Origin of the sequence: Pseudomonas sp. Snoq117.2 (genome assembly GCF_900110545.1) — a bacterium.
GTDB lineage: Bacteria > Pseudomonadota > Gammaproteobacteria > Pseudomonadales > Pseudomonadaceae > Chryseomonas > Chryseomonas benzopyrenica.
In genome coordinates, this window is record NZ_FOED01000014.1 from 16897 (window position 1) to 35721 (window position 18825).

Consider the following 18825-nt stretch of genomic DNA (forward strand, 5'->3'; position numbering starts at 1 on the left):
CGAGAGTCTTGAGTTCACCCCGATTGAAGGTTGGAACCCGCGGACGCCATAGCGGCGCCCGCGGGAAATCACCACTCCACAGGCTCGGAATCGGCGCCGGCATCGTCCGTGGCGGTCAGCACGATGTGCGGCGCCTGCGGATAGGTGCGCTTCGAGATGGTGATCACCGACCCGCTGAGCCCCTGCTTCTCATCATTCACGAACCAGTGATGGCGAGAGATCCGGCCATCCGGATCCTTGCAGTTGGCATTGGCGCGCCAGGATGACGAGCTTTCCTTCACGTCGAGCTCGCATTTGGGCGGTTGGTTTTCCTTCACATCAATGACGACTTCGCTCTCCGCGGTCTTCTGCATCTGGGTCTCAATCTGGAGAGCGATTTGGTACTCGCCCTCGCTCTCCAGTGTTGCTCGCGCATACCGGGAGCCATTGGTATCGAGCTGCTTGCCGCCCAGGGTGTAGCGCATGGACAACACCTTGTCCTTGGGATGGCCGCCCGAGATCGAGGGCATGACCAGGACCTTCAGGGGAGCCCGGGTCGCGTTGTTATCGCCCGTCCACCGGAGCGACACCGTCCACGGCGGTGGATCCAGCAAGGTCACGGTACGCTCGACCGTCGAGTAGTTTCCGCGGCCATCAGAGACGTGCACCTTGAACGGATAGGCCGCGGCCTTGCTCATCTCCAGGATGCGCAGCGTCTCGTTCGTGTCGTTGGCCACGGTGTAGCCGTCAACCTTAGGCAGCTCCCAGTCGTATTTGACGTTCTCCAGTGCCTTGAACTGGCCGAGGTTCCTCATCCGCAGGGTGAGCGTGGCCGGGACATAGGCGGCGCTCAGGCTAGGCTGCAACTCCCATTTCGGCCACTCGTACTCCCAGTAGGTCAGTCGCTGCTGCGTCAGCCCCTCACCGCCTTTGTCCCGATAGCCCTCGATCCAGGCTCGGTAGGTGATGTAGGTCGGCTTGTCAGTCACGTCCTCTTCGGTCGGTGTGAACGCCGCCGTGGTACCGGGAACGATCGATGTGCCATCCGGCATGATGAATTCGCCGGAGGCCTTCAGATCCATGTTGGTGTACGGCATGACGAGCCGGGCAACCCAGGTCGACTCCTTGCCTACTTCTGGCCGGCGGTTACCCACCAGCTGCACGCGCGGGGGCTTCACCTTCCGGAACGCAACGCCGCCGCGCAACAGCTTCCACGCCAGCGGATCGTCTGCAGGCGCGTCCTTGAACCGGACGCGCGAGAAGACGTAAACGCGCTCCTCGGCGCTACGGGTGACCGAGTAGCTGTCATTGCCGGCGAACCAGGTAGCCCCCTTGTCCAAACTCCACTGCGCCTCGATGTTGGACAGATCCATGACGTCGCCCTTTTCCGACTGCTTAAGCTGGAAGGTGGCCTGAGCGTCGACGAAGGTGTTGCCTGGGCCGGCGAGGTATCCCTTAGGGATGTTGAAGGCGTTGATCTCGATGGCCTGGGTCATCGACTTGGCGCCGCTGTTCTTGTTGGTGAGCTCGGCCCTGATCATGTAGCTGCCCTTCTGCAGGGTCGTCGCCAGCCGTTGCGGGGCATTGCTCGGATTGCTCACGGTCTGCCACTCGCCACCGTTGGTTGACATCTCCCAACGCACATTGCCCAGGTCCCGCGCCCAAGACCGGTTGTTCACCTCCGCGAAGAGAGTGACGCGCATGGGGGCCTCGCCGGTGAGGCGTAGCGCCCGGACACTGCCGTCGAGCGCCGCACCGTTGAGGATGACGATGCTCAAAGGGCGCGGCGAGGTGCGCGTCTCCTGGTAGGCGGGCTCCGGCGACACCACCCGTGCTTCGGCGTACACGCGCAGGTTCTTGCCGGCGAGCTTCTCCACCGGCACCTCGAAGGCCGCGTGGCCAGCGCCGTCGGCACGGACCCATCCGGCGATCTCCTCAACGGTGTTCCAATCCGGCCGCTGCACCAGGCGAATCTCCCACTCGCCCATGGTCGCGCTGTCGTACGGGACCTGGCTGTTGTAGGCATCGCCCATCGTGACGCCAACTTCCAACGCATCGGTCGAGAGGATCTTGCCGTTCTCGTTGTCGATCACCGGCATGATGTTCGCGTCCGGAACGGACAGCACCGTGAGATCGGAGTGGGTAGCGATGTTGGGCAGAGCGGTATAGGCCACATCCACGGCGAGGGGCCGGCGCTGCCACAGCGTCGAAAACGGCGCGGCGTAGATCCTGCGCAACTGGGTGCTGACGTCGCCATTGACCGGGTTGATGTCCTCGGTGATCGAATCACCCTGGTTCAGGTTGTGCGTAAGCTTCAGCCGCGCGCTGACAGCGGTCACGGTCGCATCGCCGGCGTATCCACCGCTGATAGGCGCCGCCAGGAGGGTATCGCCGAGCTGCTGCGCACCCTTGTACGTCACCACCGGAGCCGTCGGCTGCTTTGCGGTGAAGACGAACTGGTCGGTACCGAGATCGATCTTTTTGCCGCTGGGCGTGAACGAGGAAAGCTTCCAGGCGATCCGGTTGCTGCCGAGCATCGTCACCGCGCCGCGCAGGACCGGCTTTTCCCAGTTCTCCCGTATGGCAAGGCCTGGCGGGATTTCGGTCCATTCGACCAGGCAAGTCGGCCGGGTCGAATAGGAGGCCGCCGCTGTGATTGCCCGGCGCTCGATTACCGTCAGATCACAGGTTGGTCCTGCGCTCTGGACGAACTCGATGTCCAGGTCCTGGACCTGGGCATAGACGGTATCCATCGGGTACTTCGACGTCATCTTCACGGCGCCCGCCATGGGCACCACGTTCACCTGGGTGGGATAGGTCGCCAGCAGGCTCTTCTCCCCCTTGTCGTCAACGATGTAGGCAGCTGCTTCGACGGGATAGGTGCCTGCCTCCGCGGCGAAGCCCTGCTGCAGCAGCAGACCGTCGCTGGACAGATCCTTGGCTTCGGGCATCGGCTTGGTGAACTGCAGCAGGCACACAGGCTTGTCATAGGGATTGCTGTCGCGCGCCGAGACTTCTCTGACGGTGTTGGTGCACACCGAGTTGGAGGCTGAGAACTGGATCCGGGCCGACTCGAGCCCCAGGCCGATCGTCGCCGGGGTCGCCTTGAGCTCACCGGTGAGCTTCCATACTTCGAACGGGACGGCATAGACGGTACCGGTCAAATCGGCCCGTGCCAGCAGAATGCGGCCATGGCCGGCGGCGCCACTTTGCAGAGCAGCGACGGCAGCGCCAAGCGAGCCATTCATGACCCGGTCCATGGCCAGGCGCGCACCCTGGCCGCGCTCCAGCGGCCGACGGCCGACGCGCAGGCCAACCTCCGACTTGCGCTCGACCATGGCAATGATGTCGGTCCCCAGCTCAGAGAGCGCCTGCTGATCGGTGATCACAAGCCCAGGGCGCCCATCCAGGTGAGTGAACTCCTTGGTGATCGCCGGCGTACTGAATGCGCTTGGGGACAGCTCCTTGACCGGCAACTTGTCGAAGGGATCATCGAGGGATCTTGGCGCCAGCCGCACAGGGAAGGTCGCCGCAGCGCCGTCCTGATCGGTCACCGTGACAGAGACGGTGGTTGCGGTGCGGCCGTCGGTGCTGAAATGGAGTTCATCGCCGGTGAACCACACGTAGCCGTGCTCCGGCTGAGTGGCCACGGAGAAGGTGTGAGAGCCCCAGGTGTTGTCGTCGATCGCGGCAAGTCGCTGGCTTCCACCGACGCCCTCATAGAAATAGACGACGGAGGGGGTGAGGCCGGTCGGCGCGGTGTTGAGCTGAGCAACAGCCACGGTAGCCATCGCTTCGACGTACTCGCCGCCCTTATCCACTACCCGGAACCGGAACAGGTCGTTACCGACGAAATGCGGGTTGGGCGTATACACGTAGCCGGCGGCCGTGGCCACCACGGTTCCCGACTTTGGCTGTTCCACCACCTCATAGGTGAAGGAATCCCAGGCATTGCCATCGGTGACCTTTGGCAGGGTCGCGGCGGAGGCGGCGTTCTCGACCGTCCTGATGCGCAGGGTTGCCGCGACCGGCGCCAGATTGAAGCGATCGACCTGCAGCGCAATGGTGCCCTGCACAGTCAGGCCGCCAGGATCGGTCGCCTCGATGACGGCGGAATCAGTACCCACGAAGCTGGCCGCCGGTGTGTAGACGAGCCGGTTCTCGACGATGGCCAGGCCCCCATTGGCAGCCTGCTGCACGAGCCGGAGCGTATGCCGCCCGGCATCGGCCACGTTGCGGTCGACGATGCGTGGGTAGTAAGGCGCGCTTGCAGTACCCTCGCGCACCACGATGCTCCCCGACAGGCTTTCAGGCGCCAGGTTGCGTGGCTTGACGACCACGGTCACGGTGCCTTTGCCAGACTCCCCACCGGCGTCCGTCGCGGTGATGGGGAAGCTCTCGGTCCCGGTCCAACCGGGCTTGGGCATGTAGACGGCCTGGCCATTCAGGACTTTCACCGTGCCGCCCGCGGAAGTGGCCGGTACGGCGAAGGTGAAGGTATCGCCTGGATTGGGATCGACCACCGTGGGGGTACCGGATACCTCGACGCCCTCTTCTGTTACCAGGCTCAGGCCAACTCGCGTAGGGCCGACGTTACGACCGCGGACGGTAACCGTTGCGGTCCCCACGACCTCGGCACCGGCAGGATCTCGGGCGATGAATTTGAAGCTGGTGGTGCCCTTCGAGCCAAAGGGGGCATGGTAGACGAGCTGGTTGTTCACCACCTCAGCGGTACCACGCATCTCCTGAATGGGCACCGCGAAGGTGTGTTTGCCCGCGTCGTAGAGGTTTTTATCGACCACCTCGGGTGTGACGGGCGCGGAGGCCTGGCCCTCGTTGGCAACCAACGCTGCGTTCGCCGCGCTGGGGGCGTAGTTGGTCTTGTCGACCTGGATCGCGCCGTCCTTGATAGCCGATTCGGCGCCGGCGGCATCGCGCAGCTTGTACTTGAAGGTGGCGGTACCGACATAGCCGTCGACCGGCACGAAGCGAACGCGCAGGCCTTCGGTGGTGATTTTCCCGACGCTCGGATCCGGTTGCTGGACGATCACCACGGTGTGGCTGTCCGGATTGTCTGGATCGGTCCCGATGACCTGGTCACCGACGACCTCGAAGGCGATGGTCTGTGCAGCGGACACCAGGCCACCTGGATCCGTCGCCGTGACCTTGGCGCTGGCGGTGCCCAAGTAGCCGGTCGCTGGCTTGAACGTCAGCAGGCTGCCGGCGAGGCTGACAGTTCCTGCTGCCGCAGCGACAGGCTGCTGAATTGCAAAGGTCAGCGGCGCGTCGTGGTTCGGGTCGGTAGCGGTCAGCTCGACAGTGACCGGCGTCTCCATGGCCGTCTTGGCAGATGCGGCATCGACCACAGGCGCCTGGGCAACGGGTAATACCCGCACCAGGATCACGCCCTCATCCGAGTCCAGGCCGAAGGAGTCCTTGGCCACGTAGCGAATCTCGCGGGTACCGACGAAGGTGGCGTTGAGCGAGACCTTCGCCGTCGTTCCCGTGAAGCTGACGCTGCCGAAGGCGGGATCTGCCGCAGATACTGCGCGCAGCGTCGCCGTGTCGTTGGCGTCTACGTCAGAAACCTGGAGGGTGAAGCTGCTGGTAGCGCCCTGGTTGAGGGTTACCGTCTTGCTCTCGACCACTGGCTTGTCTGCTACCGGCGTGACGGTGATGCTCACCGGTACGGGCGCTGAGGCCGCACTGCCAGCGTCGATGACGGCCACCTGACACGTGGTCTTGCCGTTCCAGTCAGGCGCAGGCGTGAAGACCACGGAGTCGCCGTCCAGGCCGCAGCCACCGATCGACGCGCCCGGCTGGCCGATCACGACAAATTGGTAGGGACCGTCGCCATCCGGATCGGTGAAGACGATCTTGGCGCGCCCCGGTGTGTCCTCGTCCGTCACGATGCTGATGGGCTGGGCAACGGGGGCATCGTTGACGCCCTGGACCGTGATTGGGATATCGACCACGGCGCTCTTGGCGCCTGCGGCGTCCACAGCGCTGATGCGCAAGACGTCCTGGCCGTAGAAGTCTGGCTTGGGGGTCAGCTTGATGCGGTGCCCGTCAGCGAGCACCTCGCCAGCAACGCCCTTGCCTTGTGCTTCGATCACCAGGCGGTAGATGTCCACCGCGTCGGGATCCTGCACCGTTGGCTCAAACGTCATTTGCGCGTCTTCCGTCATGATGACGGGCTGCGCGATAACCACCGGCGGATCGTTTCGCCCCGTGGTGATGATGCGGATGGTCGCCGTATTGGAGTAGGTGCCGTGCTGATCGCGGCCGCGATACTGCAAGGCAACGATGCCGCTCCACCCGGGCACCTGGGTGAAGGTCAGGGTGCTGCCCTCAACCTTGACCTGGCCAATGGCGCTATCGGGCGTATCGAGCACTTCGAACTGCTCTGCAGTGACGCCCTCCCCGCCCAACGTGAGCGGCACGATCGCAGGCTGATCTTCGGGCACCGAGATTTCGATGTCGCGAGCAGTCGGCTGCGCGATCGCGGCCTGAACGATCACCTCGGTGAGCGTATCGCCAACGGTAAGCACCAACGGGCCGGTGAAGCCGGCTGGAGCCGTAACGGTACCACTGCAGCTGGCGGCCTCTTTGGTACGGACGCCGCCGCACTTGCCTGCTTCCTGGCCCGTGCCGGCGCCGATCAGGATCGGGACGCTGTAGCTTCCAGCCGAGGTGCAGCTGTTGCGCGTGGCGCTGTAGGTGAGCTTGATCTGCGCACCGGCAAAAACCGCCCGGGAATCAGGCGTCAGCACCGCATTGGACTCGGTGCATTCAGCAGCTTGGACCTGGTTGGTGTAGTGCGCGAGGCCTGCGAACAGCAGCGCGACGAGTCCCTTCGAAATCTTCCAGTTCACAGGCCGGTTCCCGAGCAAGTTTCAGATACCTGAAAGCCGGCATGCGCCGGCTATCAGAGGGGTGAGCCCTGGGCGGCTCCCTAGTTGATCTGCAGCAGCGGCGCTGCGCTGGTCACCATGTCATTGGCGGCCGGCAGGGTTGCCGACATGATCGATTCGATGATCTTCGGGGTGTTGTACAGGCCGACCCCGCCGCCGATACCGGTGGCGAACGCCATGATCGACTGGCGCACGACGCCGCCAACGATGCCCACCAGCACCATGGCGCCGGCGACCACGCGGCCGAGGGTGCCCTGCATCCAGTCACTGATCGTGGTCCAGACGGCGTCGAAGTCGGTACCGCCGGTGCCTGCCATGGCGCTGGATGCGCCCACGACGAGCAGCAGGGCGACGCCGAACTTCACCAGGTCGCGTTGACGACGCGCGCGGTGGGCCGGGTTGCTCAAGGGTTTAGCCGGATTGCTCAGGCGCATGTTGTGTCTCCTTACGAGGGTTGGGGGGGTTACGAGGCGGGGATCGCCTTTTTGTGGGATTCAAGCGGACGCAGCGAAGGCGTCGGCCGCAGGGACGGCGTACCGACTTCCCAACGGCGCGGTTCGATCTCGGTGTAAATGAAGCCAGGTACGTTCAGGTCACCGGCTTGCGACTCCCAGGGCGCGACCCAGACCCGCATGACGGTGGCCTGACTGCGGATCGGCACCGGATCACGCGCCGGGCGAGGCACGACGTAGCGCTCGCCGGCCGCTACTTCCGGCTGCACCGCCGGCGCCGGGGCGTGGCCGCCGTGCTTTTCAGCCTCGGCCTTCTGGGCATTCTTCTCGTCGACGATCTGCCGGAAGTTCTCGTTCTCGGTCAGTTGGTACACGTCACGCGCCGACATACAGGTCACGCCGTCGGGCATGCCCTTACAGCCGTAATCGGACGAGCCGATCTGCAACATGGAGCAGCCGCTGATCATTGAGGTGAGCGCCGCCGCAGCGGCAAGGCCCCGGGCCTTACGCAGGTTCGTTTTCATGAGGTTGAGTATCCGTAGCGAGGGATGTTGGAAGGGGGCAATTCACCCCCTTCCAGGGCGTTCAATAGAAGGGAGCTGGGCGCTCCCGCTGGCTTCAGGTTTTGTTCTTGCTAAGCGTTTTCAGCTTGAGCTGCACACCCTTCTTGACGACGAAGTCGATCTCCCGGGCAGCGTCCACTTCGATGACCGGGTAGAGGTTCTCGGCCATCTCCAGGTAGAAGTCCGCGATGCGCTCAAGGGCTTTGCCGGTACCGCCGATCATGGCGCCCTGCATGGCCTGGGAGTTGAAGGCCTGCTCATAGACGGGCGATACCGTCCGGCCATTCGTACCGCTGCCACTGCTGGCGATGCTGATGCTCGGCACCTGGCGCACGCTGAATGCGTCCGAGACGCCCTGCATGAAGCCGGCCATCAGCGAGCGAGCCAAGATGGCGCCCTGCTTGGAGACCAGGCGCCCACGCACCCCGGCCTTGCCGTCCTCGCCAGAGGCATAGGCGTCCATGCCGCTTTCGATGATCCCGCCGTCGTCACGTACGCAGGAGATCGTCTCGGCCCGCATGTAGGCGCGTTCCGAAGAGAGGTCGCCGAACGCACTGGCAATGAGGAAGCACTCGCGAACGTCTGCGCGGAAGCGGTTCGGCAGTACGGCCTCCTTCTTCACCCGCAGCAGGACAGGGAAAGGATCTTTCCGTGCTCCGTTACCGGTGGGTGCGTCGATACCAGTGATGATCGCGCCGGAAAGGATGGCGCCGGCCGGCAGGTAGACGTCCTCTTCCTTGGCGTCGGCATCGGGATCTTCAGCAGGTGCCTCATCCCCGTAGGACATGATCTTCGGCGGCTCTTCCTTCTTGGGCGCTGCGCCCGGCTTCTCAGGCTCCTTTTCCGGCGCCGGAGCGTTGGCGAAGAAATTGCCCTGGTTGCGGTTCGGGTCCATCAGCGTACGGTCATAACGCTGGCGCTCCTGCGCCTGCGTCTGCTGCTGCGCAGCCTTGCGCTCCAGCTCGGCGGCCTTGTCAGGCGTCGGTGCCTTGGACTGCGCTTCCTGCAGCTGCTTGCTGAGGTCGCGGTTATCCTGCTCGGCCTTCTGCTGAGCAGCCTGCGTTGCCTCAAGCTTTGCCGTCAGGTCCCCTATTTGCCCCTGAATCTCTTTGAGGCCCGCAGCGGTCGCTTGCTGGGCCTGGGTCCCATTCATGAGGTTCTTTAGCGTCAGCTTGAGGTCGTTGAGCTCCTTGCTCTGCGCACGCTGCTCGGCGTTGAGCGAATCCAACCCGACACCACGCGGATCCGCGTCGGTCAGGACGTTGGTGATCGTCGGCTTGGCGTTGGTCTTGCGCTGTACCTCGCCACCCAGGCTGCTCAGGCCCCAGACGAACAACAGCACGCCTCCAATCGCCACACCGATGACGGTCCACTTCTTTTTCTGCGGGCTCAGGTTGGCCCATGTTTGCTTGATCATGGTGCCTTCCTCAGTTCAGCAGGCTCGGGCGGGACGAATCTTCCGCCGGCGCCTCGCCCACACGGGTGACGATGTAAACCTCGGTCTTTTCGCCGGCCTCGAGCATGTTGCGCGGCCAGGCGGCGGCAGCCGCCAGCGAGGGATGGGTGCAGCTGGTCTCATCAAACATGATCGGCGCGCGGCCATTGTTCTGGGCGACGCCCACCAGGACGCGGAAGTTGTGGCCCATGATCACCTGGGCCCGGCTGAAGTCGAAGTTCAGGCCCTGCTGATAGCAGGCGGGAAGCTTCTCGCCGCTCTGCAGCTTGGCCATCGAATAGCCTTTAGGAATACCGCCCAGGGCGAGGGCGCGCATGATGCCCTTGATGGTCTCCATGTAGGGCTGGCCCTCCTCCCACTTCTTGGCCTGCCCGCTGTAGCGCGATCCGTAACCGAAGCCACCGGCGCTGGACGGGCTGGTGCTCCCGGGCACCTGGCCGATGATCAGGTTGGCCTCGATCGGCGGCACCTTGCGAGGCGCCAACGTCAGGCTGATGGCCACCGACTCATCGTCCTTGGGAGTGATGTACATCGTCACCGGGCTTTCGCTGTTGGTCGATACGTAGATCACGTTGCCCTTCGTCTCGACCGTAGCTTGGGAGGTGGTCAGCACCGTTGGTTTTTCAAACGGGGTGACGATGCGGTTCAGGTGAAACAGCGCCGCGGGGATGATCGTGTTGACGCCTGGCTGTACCACCACGTCCTGGCGCGAGCTTACCGGCGGCGCGGCGGCCTCGGCTGCACCAGAGGTCTTGGCGACCGAGGCCGGGACCGCGGGAAGGTCACGGCCACCACCGGCCACATGAACCAGATCGGTAGGCGCCTTCGCGGGCGCTGCTTTTACCTGGTCCTGCTTCTGCACGGTGCTGGAGGCCACCGTCGGAGCGGATGCGGGTGCAGCGGGCGCAACAGCAGGTTGCGCGGCCGCGGTGCTCGGTAGCGTTTTCTGCTGCTGCTCGGCCAGAGCCTGGCGCGCCACCTGCTCGTCTGCTTCCTGCAGGCCGTACTCGGCCGGGTCGACGTCACGGCCAGGCACCGCGGCAATTTCCTGAGTGCGTGACTCGGCCACTGGGGTCTGTGGGATGTTGAGCTCACGAGCGTTAGCGATCGATGCTGAAGAAAACAGCGCGACGCCGATCAGCGTGAGAGTTTGGATGTTAGTTTTCATTGCGCTGCTGCTCCAAACGCTTGCGAGTATCTGCGGCCTTGGCTTCGCGATTTCTTACTTCTTCAGTGCGCGGCGCACCTTCGTATACAGAGAGGAAGGCAATGACCGGCTTATAGTTTTTGATCTTCAACTCAATTTCATAGGTCATATCGAGTTGTTTCGGCTGGCCACTCGGGCCCGTCATCTTGGATTTGCCCACGATGAAGTACTTGGACGCATTTTCCTTATCTTGCAGGACTTGGCGTGGCTCGAATTCCAGTGTCACCCGATCTTGGCGAATCTGATGAACTTGGCTATCAATCTTATTGAGCACGTCCTGATAGATATCGTTGGCGAGCAATGGCTCGAGCGTCGCCTTAATGATCTCGGCAGACTTCGGATTAACATTGCCGAGTCGATCAGCGATGTAGAGCGCCCAGGCGCTGACGTAGCTATCCGAAGCGCGGTCCTGATCGACCCAAGCACGCTCAGCGAGTGTCGGCGGCTGCATGTCAACAACGGTGCTTTTGCGCAGCCAGCCGATGACGGTCAGAACCTCCAGCAAGATAAGCGCAACGATGATCTTGCGAAGAAAGGCGTTCTCCGACATGGTCCCGCGATAGGTGTTTTTGAATTTGCCAGACAGCATGGCGACCTCAGTTAAATTCGCGGATAAAAGGGTTCGGTATGGTTCTGGCTTTCGCACCGGCGTATCCGGTCGCCCAATAGAGCATATGAACCATAAAGCCATCCGGATGATCATCGCGGTATTTCCGATACCAACGAGTCAACAAATACCCGGCAATAGTGCAGACCGCGGCATACCCAGTGAACATACCAAATACGAGACCGATCCCAATGGGCGCAACTTCATCTGCCTGCCAAAATAACAGGTGAGGCGGATCATCGACGTACTGGGGAATATCAATTGGCTGCATTATTGCGCGGCTCCATTGCCTTGAACGAGTTTCGCCATGGCGCGAAGAATATCTTCGGGTCCCTTGGCACCAGAAAGAACTACTTGTCTATTGCTCGGGTTATGGCGAACGATGGTGGTCGGTGTTTCCTTGATGCCCAGCTCTACCGCCTCACGGAAGTCCGCTTTTACTTTCTGCAGCGGCTCCTGGTTGTCGATGCAGCGCGAAAGGGCCGCGCCGTCCAGGCCAATGCTGGAGGCGATCACTGCGAGCGGCTTTTCGGTCCCGGTACCGTTACCTGCAGTCGAGCTGAAGATGGCGCCGGCCATGCGGTAGAAGGCATCGTTACCGCCCTGGGCCGCTGCGCACTCTGCGGCGAAGGCCTCCCGGCGCGACGCTTCGCCATGGATCGGAACATGCTTGAACACAACCGACGCGTTGCCGCGCGAGCTGTCGACCACGGCCTTGGGTACCGCGAAATACTGCTTGCAGTAGGGGCACTCGAAGTCCGAGTACTCGATCAGGCTGAATTGGGCGGTAGCATCGCCATAGCGACGCTCGCCGACGATAGGCGCGCTCTCACGCTTCATCGGCGCTGGTGGTGCCTCCGGTGCCGCCGGGGGTGCCACAGCTAAGCTTTGCCTGGAAAGGAGCGCGTCGAGATCGGAGCGCGAAAACGCGTACGGCTGGATCCTTGCGACCTGGCCATTCAGGTGGTCGACGAGTTGCTGCTGCTCGCGTAGGGCATGAGCGCTATATAGCGCTGACGCGGTACTCAAGACGATCGCAAGGCCGGCGAGTGTGATAGGGATTCTAGAGCTCATGATGCACCTCAGCTGTTGAAGCTATGGTGCTCAGGCGCAAGCGCGTTTTGCGGTCAATCCACCCCGACCGAGGGCTCAAACCTGGCCGGGGGAGCAGCAACGTCGCCGGGTGTTGCGCCCGACTCGCCGGCGGATACGCTAGAGCCGTTTCGGCAGGTTACCGATGAGGAGGCTTGCTGCTATGGGGATCAGAAAAATCACCACGAGCGGAACGATCATCGGGGGTATAGGCAACGGCGCGATGAACGACAGCGCGAGTGCCATCACCACCCAGGAGATGATTTTTGAGCTGTAGGTGTTCAAGAATGGCGAGGAGTGATCGAAGTTGTAGCGCTTGATGTTCCAAGCCATGTAGCCCCCCAGCACGGCCGGCGCCAGAATGACCAACATGTAGGGCATCCACATCAGCAGGAGCAGGCTTCGGTAGTAGATGTGGTAGCAAACCTTGAGCACCGCCTCTCCACGCCCCGCGATGAATGTTCCCCACTGCCGTTCGAGTGACTCCCACCCCGGGGTTTGCTTGCCTCCCAGGAAAAAGTCACGGACGGTCTCGTTGAGCCCACTTTCGAGATGGATGGTGCTGTAGAGCCGGGCCGTATCGTCGATCAGTTGGTCACTGGCGGCCTTGCCCATCATCGCCTCCCCCCAGTCCTGCTCTTTCAAGATCGCCCGGTCGATGAATGCGTTCGGCACGATGCACACGATCAACAGGATTTCGACGCAGACGAAGGCCAGGGTTAGCCAGATTCCGGCGGGCATCTTTTCTTCGATATCAGCCATTGCGGTGCTCCTGGATGCTACGCCAGACGACGCCGATCGACGTGTCGGGCGGCAGCAGCAGCGCTTCCAGGCGATCCCGCACTGCCGCACCCTTGGTTTTCTCGACTTCGCTGAGCAGGCGCTTATGCATCTCGAGGAGCGCCGCCGTGGGCGCAGGCGATTGCTCGAGCAGTTCTGCCAGCCCATCCAGGAAGGTGCCCATGAAGGCCACAAGCCGGTCTCGATCTGGTTTGCCGAGCGCAGCCTGATACGAGCGCAGCGATCGGGTAAGAACGTCTCGACAGTCGGGGTCGCTGGTCATCTCCTGCTCGACGCGAAACGCGGCAGGGACGACTTGCAGCGCGGTGGGCCAATCGCACTCGAGAACTCCTAACAGGGTCTTGGCTTTCGCATCGCCGTTGAGCAGGCGAGATAAGGATTCAAAACGGGTACGCATGGATCAAGCCGCCTCTTCAGCCAGCAGGCGGGCCCGAGCCACAGCCTTGTCGAATTTTTTGGGTTTGGTCAGTACCGGGATCCGGCCCTTCTCGACCTGGCCGCCGGCCAGGATGGCCAGGAACTCAAGGTCAGGCAGCTGCCCGAATAGCTGGGCTGGGAACAGCTCCCCCTCCTCGTCCATCAGGCGCTCGCCAACGTTCAGGGAGTGCATGTGCGGATCGTCCTTGGTCGAGTTGCCCTGGGTGCGCATGACGTACTTGTAATACGTCGGCGGAATCTTCTCGGCGATGTACTTTTGCGTGTCCTGATCGGTGATCCGGAGCGCGATGACATGGTTGGTGTTGCCCAGCACCTGGCGCGCCTTCGCCGGCGACCCCATGCGAGCCTCGAAGTCGGCGATGGTTTGGGTTGCGACGTAAATGCGCATTCCGGCGCCCCGCCCCTTGTTGAGGAGCTGAACGAGCTGGTCGTTGACGATTTCCGCGGCCTCATCGCAGAAAATGTTCACCGGCCGACGCTTTAAATTCTCGCTGCTTTCAAGGTTGTAGCGCTGGCCCGCGACCGCCGCCAAGTCGGCGAGGAAGATCGAGCCGATCGCGGAGCCCACCATCGAGTCGGACAGCGAATCAAGGCCAAGATAGAGCACCTGGTTGTTCTCGATGATCGTTTTCGAATCGGTGATTTCGCGGGTATCGCCGCTGTCGTTTTCGATCGGCGAAAGAATGGGCCCCATGTGACCTGCGGTCAGCATGTTCAATATCGGAAGCAGCGTCGCGATCATCTTTCCGAAGTGATCGCGATCGTGCTCGAACATGGACAGGATGCCCTCGAGGTCGGAGTTTGGCTTCAGCGGCACGATCTCAGTGCGGTAGACAGAGATCATGGCCTTTGCCTTGAGCTCCTCGGTCCTCGCCTGCCTCGTGGCCGCGGTTGCTAGCGCGTCGAAGGCTGGGTGAACGGACTTGCCGTATGCCGTAATCGCCTCAATGACCAGAGGAGCAAGGCCACCCTCGAGCGCGCGGCGAATCTGCACCAGCGTCGGGAAGATGTCGCAGAACAGCATGGCCTGGATGACGTTGTTCACGGCCATCTGGGCGAATGCCTGGAACGGTCCTTCGCCATCAGTCAGTGCGGCGATGCGCGAGGCCAGCTCTGTGGCGCGGCCGAAATTCTGCGTTGGAGAAATTCGCACGCAGCTGTCGGGGAATGCAGGATGGAAGTGCTTATAGCGGCTGACATCGCCGGCTAGCTCGCACGCCCGGCGCGCGTTTTCCGACATTTCCTTATCGCCCTTCGGATCGAGTATGACCACCGATTCGCCACGCAAAATGGCCTGGCTGATCAGCAGGTCGAACAGTCGGGTCTTCCCGCTACCCGTGGTACCTACGATCAGCGTATGGAGAGAGGCGAGCGTGTGCTTATACCCAATCGGCTTGTCCGGTTGCAGCGAGATCCCGTGGATCCAGGGTGAGCCCATGAAGCCCTCGGGAACCGGGGGCATGAGCTTCGTGATATCCCGCTTGAGCAGCTCGAATACCTGCTGACCTTCACGCTGAGTCCATTTGAAGCCGACGCCGATGTACATCTTTTCGCGATCGGCGAGCATCTGCTCGATGAGCTCATCTTGGCCCATCAGCGTAGCGGTCTTCGCACGCAGCCCCTGCCTTACCCGGTACAGGTGCAGCGCAGCAGGCACGCGCCGAAGCGCAAAACCACCCATCACACCCAAGGACAGGTAGAACGGCTGCGCAGGTAGGTTCGTGCTGAAATGGACAGCGCAGGTCCCAGCCATACCCAAGACCCAGCCCGCAATTTCGATCGCCTCAAAATTCGGCCGCCAGGGCATTTCATAAGTCCATTCGCTCATGCGGGAAACTCAGTCAGGTCAATGACGTGATTGTTTCCGACCTTGAGGTACGGGTAGTGCGCAATTAGCGCCCTCCTCAGGGTAAGTTCGCTGGTTTTCAGCTCGTACGCGAGCTGGAGCATCCTTCGGTCCGAGATGGAGACCACGGTCCGCCCGTCCGTCTTTTTCGGCGGACACCTCGAGATGACAGCGTCGGCGGTCGCCTGCAGTTGATTCGCCTCGTGAGCGTCGCGTGCCACGGTAGAAGAGTGGTCATAGGCGCCACTCGTAACCTGCTCGAGAAGCGCCCCCAGATACCGCGATAGCAGGAAGCCTTTGCGATGTAGGCCGGTATAGGTGCCGGTGAAGTCGTCGAATAGCCAGTTCGCGGCCATGAGCGCATCGCGGTCATCCAGCGTAAACCCTGGCTCGCTATGAAGGCAGTACGGCTTCCCGTCTCGCTGCAGCAACAGGTCTTTGTTTTCCGGCCGGGTGTACCAGAGGAGCTTCGCTGCAAGGTCTGGCCAGAGGGCGAGATAGGCAGTGACCTCTGAAGCGGCAACCTCGGGTACAGCCTTTCGCTCCGTCGGCTTCAAAGGTGATTTAGGCAGAGGCGGGCTTACGGCGTCCTGGGCAGCAGGACGAGGCTTTCGCGGCTGCCCGATGATCATCGGCGCCGGTCCAGGAGCCGCGCCACTGATTAAGAGCCCAGGTGGCGGCAGCTCGCGCGAAGTGCTCGGTCGCGTGGCCTTTGACGGTCCTGGTCTTGAACCGGCTGGATTTTGGCTTCCGGCGGCGGGACGCTTCCCATCCCCTGGGTTACCGGCCGATCGTGCAGTAGGGGCATGCTCAGCCCTACCACCGACCTTTCCCGCGGGTAGTGGCTGGGCGAGTGCGCTATTACCCTTGTCGTCAATGCCTTCGCCCGTAACCGGCGCTGCCGCGCGGGTATCCGCCCCATTGCGGGGATCACCCGAACGAGCCTTCGGCCGTGGTGACGCTAGTTCCCGTCCAGCGTCCTCACCTCTGTAAGATTCTTTCAGCGTCCTTCCAGGTGCTGCTGTCGCGTCCGGTTCGATGTTCACGGCCTGGTTGGGAGCAGGAACTCCCTGCGTTGGACGAGAGGCTGGGGAGGCAGTGTAAGAATCTTTCACGACGTCAATTTCGCCGGTCGCTGCTTTCATCGGCGGCCTGGTAGCCTTCGGTTGGTCAGGCGATTGTCCATCCAGAACCGGGTAGCGTTTCCGCTCCATTTCGGCGGGCAGCTCGACCGCTAGGGGCGAGTCCCCCGGTAGCGCAATGCCCTCGGCGCTGCCGACAGCACGCAATTGACCGAAGCTAAATTCGCCCGAGCCAATGAGCGCCGCAGGTATGACCATCGACGATACAGGGCTGTCCGCACTGCCCTGTATCGGCGGTAAATGCTCTGTCGGCGACGTGGATAGCATCACGGCCGGCATGGCTGGATCAGCTGGTGTGGCCGCCGGCGCTACCAGGGCCCTATCCGGAAGATCCATGCCAACGAGTTCCAGCACCTCGTCATCGATATCGAAGTGATCGTGGGCGTAGACCGCATCAGCGTGCCGAACGGTTGGACCAGGTGAAATCGGTATGACTGCCCCTGAACGTTCGGTCACCTGTTCTGCGGATGACTGCGGATGCTGGGGATCCGCCGGCGACCCTGTGGGGGCCGGTTGGGGGACATCAGGCTGCTCGGCGAGGGCCGCGCCGCCGTCGCGGCTTCCTGCGTTTTCTTTCGAAGACCCGGTAGACCTGCCCTTCGATGACGAACGCTTGTCGAGCGTGGACGACAGCGACACAACGTGGGGCTCTTTCGTAACAGATCCAGACGCTAGGTCGTCGCCAGGCGCCGCACCTTGTATCAGTAGCCCACCGCCGCTATGCGTCGCCGTACGGGGTACAAGGCCAACCTTTTCTACCGTTTGCGGCCTACCAGGCGCTTTGGGTGCTTTGGGTCCACCACGGTGTTGGGCGTCTTTCCCATCACCCTTGGAAACGGTTTGGGCTGGGGCTGGGGCTGGGGCTGGGGCGGGTAGCGTGGCATCAACACCTTCCTGGTGCGGTGCTTCCGGCAATACCTCTACTGACGCAGCCGCAGTACCGCGCGCGTGTGGTAAGTCGAAGCGCAATTCGTGCGGCGGTAACCCCACAGTAGCGGCCACCGATGCCGGCGGCGTTTCGAACTTTAAGAGTGCCTCCGGATTGACCAGCTTCAGACACTTTAGGGTGATCGGCTTTTCCCGCCCGACGTTGATCATGTCGATGGTCGTGTGCCAATACATCGAGCCATCGTCGGCTTTGGCGACCACACCGTGATCTAGCAGTATGCCGCCGAGGACATCCGCACTCCGGGGAATTGCCTTCACTCCCTGCGAATGAAGGTATTCCGCGACCTCCGCCGCTGACTGGGACCATACGACATAGACTTCCCCGCCGATGATCCATACGCGCTGGCCAGGCTCGTTGATCCGCCACGTTTTCGTAGCGAGGAAATGGATCATCGTATCGAGCACCAGCGCCGGTATCGGCACGCCGCTGCCCATGCCAAATTGACGGGATGCGTCCCCGCCGTGCTTCTGCATGTCGAGCTCGACAGACTTCGAGTCGCACTTTGCAACGATCGACGCGAGGGCTTTGTCGCCCTCGCGTCCGGACATGGCATTCACCATCTCGGTGTAGATGTCCGCGCCTTCAGCCCGCAGCCATATCAACAGCTCCTGAGGCAAGAAGCGCGCTATGAGCGTGGCCGCGAGGTCCCGGTGAATGCCGTGCCGATTCGGCGTCCAGCTCAGGTAATAGCGGTCGATATCGTGCTCAGCAGCCCAGACCGGGATGGATGGGCCCATGGGGTCCCAATGACGATCGCCCATTTCGTCCGCTACGACGACGTCGCTGAGTACCTTGCCCAGGTCGTGCATCAGAGCGGCCAACACCGCGGCGACGTACCAACGGTTTTCCCTCACCAATCGCTGCGCCGGATACAAGGCGTAGTCGAAAGAGGTGCATTTGCAGCTGTTGAACGCAAACATCGCCACTTCCAGCGAGTGCGCAAGTAACCCACCTGGGCCCCGGTGATGATGTGACTGGGAAGCCGGGAGCAGGTGGACGAACTCAGCTACCCCCTCGAAGACCGGGAGCAGTAAGCGATCGAAGCCTCGATTGGGCAAGCGCACGCCACTCGAGAGCTTCTGGAGGGTCGCTTTGTGAGGCTGCAGCAATACTGTCCCCGGGACACGGGCCGGCCATCCTCTTTGAAACGGCGGGTACCGGAGCAGCGCCTCATCGCCAGCTTGGATGTACTGCTGGATCTCAGGCGCGCTCATGTCGAGCAGTTGAATATCACGCACGCTGGCGAGAGGCTTCGCCGCGGTTTTTTTCGGCGCGAACCATCTTTTGAAAAAACGCATCAAGGCCTCCAAAGTTGATGTCATTTTTTCAGGTCAAGCGGGGAAGGGTTGCTAAGTTACAGCCCGAAATTGGCCAGGATT

12 protein-coding genes are annotated in these 18825 nt (G+C 62.3%); all 12 read right to left on the reverse strand.

Translation table 11 applies throughout. The features are described from left to right. Nucleotides 1–68 precede the first annotated feature (68 nt). The 12 genes from BMZ43_RS22065 to mobH all read right to left on the reverse strand — a co-directional run bounded on the left by BMZ43_RS22065 (nt 69) and on the right by mobH (nt 18768). Complete coding sequence (locus BMZ43_RS22065; protein WP_093256552.1) at nt 69–6854, reverse strand: Ig-like domain-containing protein; 6786 nt, start codon at nt 6852–6854, stop codon at nt 69–71. A gap of 80 nt (nt 6855–6934) precedes the next feature. Continuing rightward, entirely contained in the window at nt 6935–7327 is a 393-nt protein-coding gene (gene traA, locus BMZ43_RS22070) for a TraA family conjugative transfer protein (RefSeq protein ID WP_064306971.1), read from the reverse strand. 29 nt (nt 7328–7356) lie between these two features. Next, nucleotides 7357–7869, reverse strand: a complete 513-nt coding sequence (traV, locus tag BMZ43_RS22075; protein ID WP_093256555.1) for a type IV conjugative transfer system lipoprotein TraV — start codon at nt 7867–7869, stop codon at nt 7357–7359. A 94-nt stretch (nt 7870–7963) separates the two neighbouring features. Continuing rightward, complete coding sequence (locus BMZ43_RS22080; RefSeq protein WP_093256558.1) at nt 7964–9325, reverse strand: TraB/VirB10 family protein; 1362 nt, start codon at nt 9323–9325, stop codon at nt 7964–7966. Nucleotides 9326–9335: 10 nt separating this feature from the next. Beyond that, entirely contained in the window at nt 9336–10532 is a 1197-nt protein-coding gene (locus BMZ43_RS22085; RefSeq protein WP_093256561.1) for a TraK domain-containing protein, read from the reverse strand. Further along, nucleotides 10522–11160: a TraE/TraK family type IV conjugative transfer system protein gene (locus BMZ43_RS22090; protein ID WP_074585281.1), complete on the reverse strand. Its 639-nt coding sequence runs from the start codon at nt 11158–11160 to the stop codon at nt 10522–10524. The genes BMZ43_RS22085 and BMZ43_RS22090 overlap by 11 nt, the downstream gene beginning before the upstream one ends. A gap of 7 nt (nt 11161–11167) precedes the next feature. Next, nucleotides 11168–11449, reverse strand: coding sequence for a type IV conjugative transfer system protein TraL (gene traL, locus BMZ43_RS22095; RefSeq protein ID WP_074585280.1), 282 nt, complete (start codon nt 11447–11449; stop codon nt 11168–11170). Continuing rightward, nucleotides 11449–12252, reverse strand: a complete 804-nt coding sequence (locus BMZ43_RS22100; RefSeq protein ID WP_093256564.1) for a DsbA family protein — start codon at nt 12250–12252, stop codon at nt 11449–11451. Before BMZ43_RS22100 ends, traL begins: the two co-directional genes overlap by 1 nt. A gap of 138 nt (nt 12253–12390) precedes the next feature. Further along, nucleotides 12391–13032 carry an IncC plasmid conjugative DNA transfer DtrJ family protein gene (locus BMZ43_RS22105; RefSeq protein WP_093256567.1) on the reverse strand — a complete coding sequence of 214 codons (642 nt, stop codon included), beginning with the start codon at nt 13030–13032 and terminating at the stop codon, nt 12391–12393. Then, nucleotides 13025–13468 carry a hypothetical protein gene (locus BMZ43_RS26230; protein WP_074585277.1) on the reverse strand — a complete coding sequence of 148 codons (444 nt, stop codon included), beginning with the start codon at nt 13466–13468 and terminating at the stop codon, nt 13025–13027. The genes BMZ43_RS22105 and BMZ43_RS26230 overlap by 8 nt, the downstream gene beginning before the upstream one ends. Before the next feature lie 3 nt (nt 13469–13471). Beyond that, nucleotides 13472–15337: a conjugative transfer system coupling protein TraD gene (traD, locus tag BMZ43_RS22115; protein ID WP_093256573.1), complete on the reverse strand. Its 1866-nt coding sequence runs from the start codon at nt 15335–15337 to the stop codon at nt 13472–13474. Beyond that, on the reverse strand, nt 15334–18768 hold the full coding sequence (gene mobH / locus BMZ43_RS22120; RefSeq protein ID WP_093256576.1) for a MobH family relaxase: 3435 nt from the start codon (nt 18766–18768) through the stop codon (nt 15334–15336). Before mobH ends, traD begins: the two co-directional genes overlap by 4 nt. Nucleotides 18769–18825 lie beyond the last annotated feature (57 nt).

Coding starts and splice junctions, on each gene's coding strand:
- BMZ43_RS26230 (WP_074585277.1), bottom strand. CDS start 13,468: ATGCGTACCCGTTTTGAATCCTTATCTCGCCTGCTCAACGGCGATGCG.
- BMZ43_RS22100 (WP_093256564.1), bottom strand. CDS start 12,252: ATGAGCTCTAGAATCCCTATCACACTCGCCGGCCTTGCGATCGTCTTG.
- BMZ43_RS22080 (WP_093256558.1), bottom strand. CDS start 9,325: ATGATCAAGCAAACATGGGCCAACCTGAGCCCGCAGAAAAAGAAGTGG.
- traV (WP_093256555.1), bottom strand. CDS start 7,869: ATGAAAACGAACCTGCGTAAGGCCCGGGGCCTTGCCGCTGCGGCGGCG.
- traA (WP_064306971.1), bottom strand. CDS start 7,327: ATGCGCCTGAGCAATCCGGCTAAACCCTTGAGCAACCCGGCCCACCGC.
- BMZ43_RS22090 (WP_074585281.1), bottom strand. CDS start 11,160: ATGCTGTCTGGCAAATTCAAAAACACCTATCGCGGGACCATGTCGGAG.
- traL (WP_074585280.1), bottom strand. CDS start 11,449: ATGCAGCCAATTGATATTCCCCAGTACGTCGATGATCCGCCTCACCTG.
- traD (WP_093256573.1), bottom strand. CDS start 15,337: ATGAGCGAATGGACTTATGAAATGCCCTGGCGGCCGAATTTTGAGGCG.
- BMZ43_RS22085 (WP_093256561.1), bottom strand. CDS start 10,532: ATGAAAACTAACATCCAAACTCTCACGCTGATCGGCGTCGCGCTGTTT.
- mobH (WP_093256576.1), bottom strand. CDS start 18,768: ATGACATCAACTTTGGAGGCCTTGATGCGTTTTTTCAAAAGATGGTTC.
- BMZ43_RS22105 (WP_093256567.1), bottom strand. CDS start 13,032: ATGGCTGATATCGAAGAAAAGATGCCCGCCGGAATCTGGCTAACCCTG.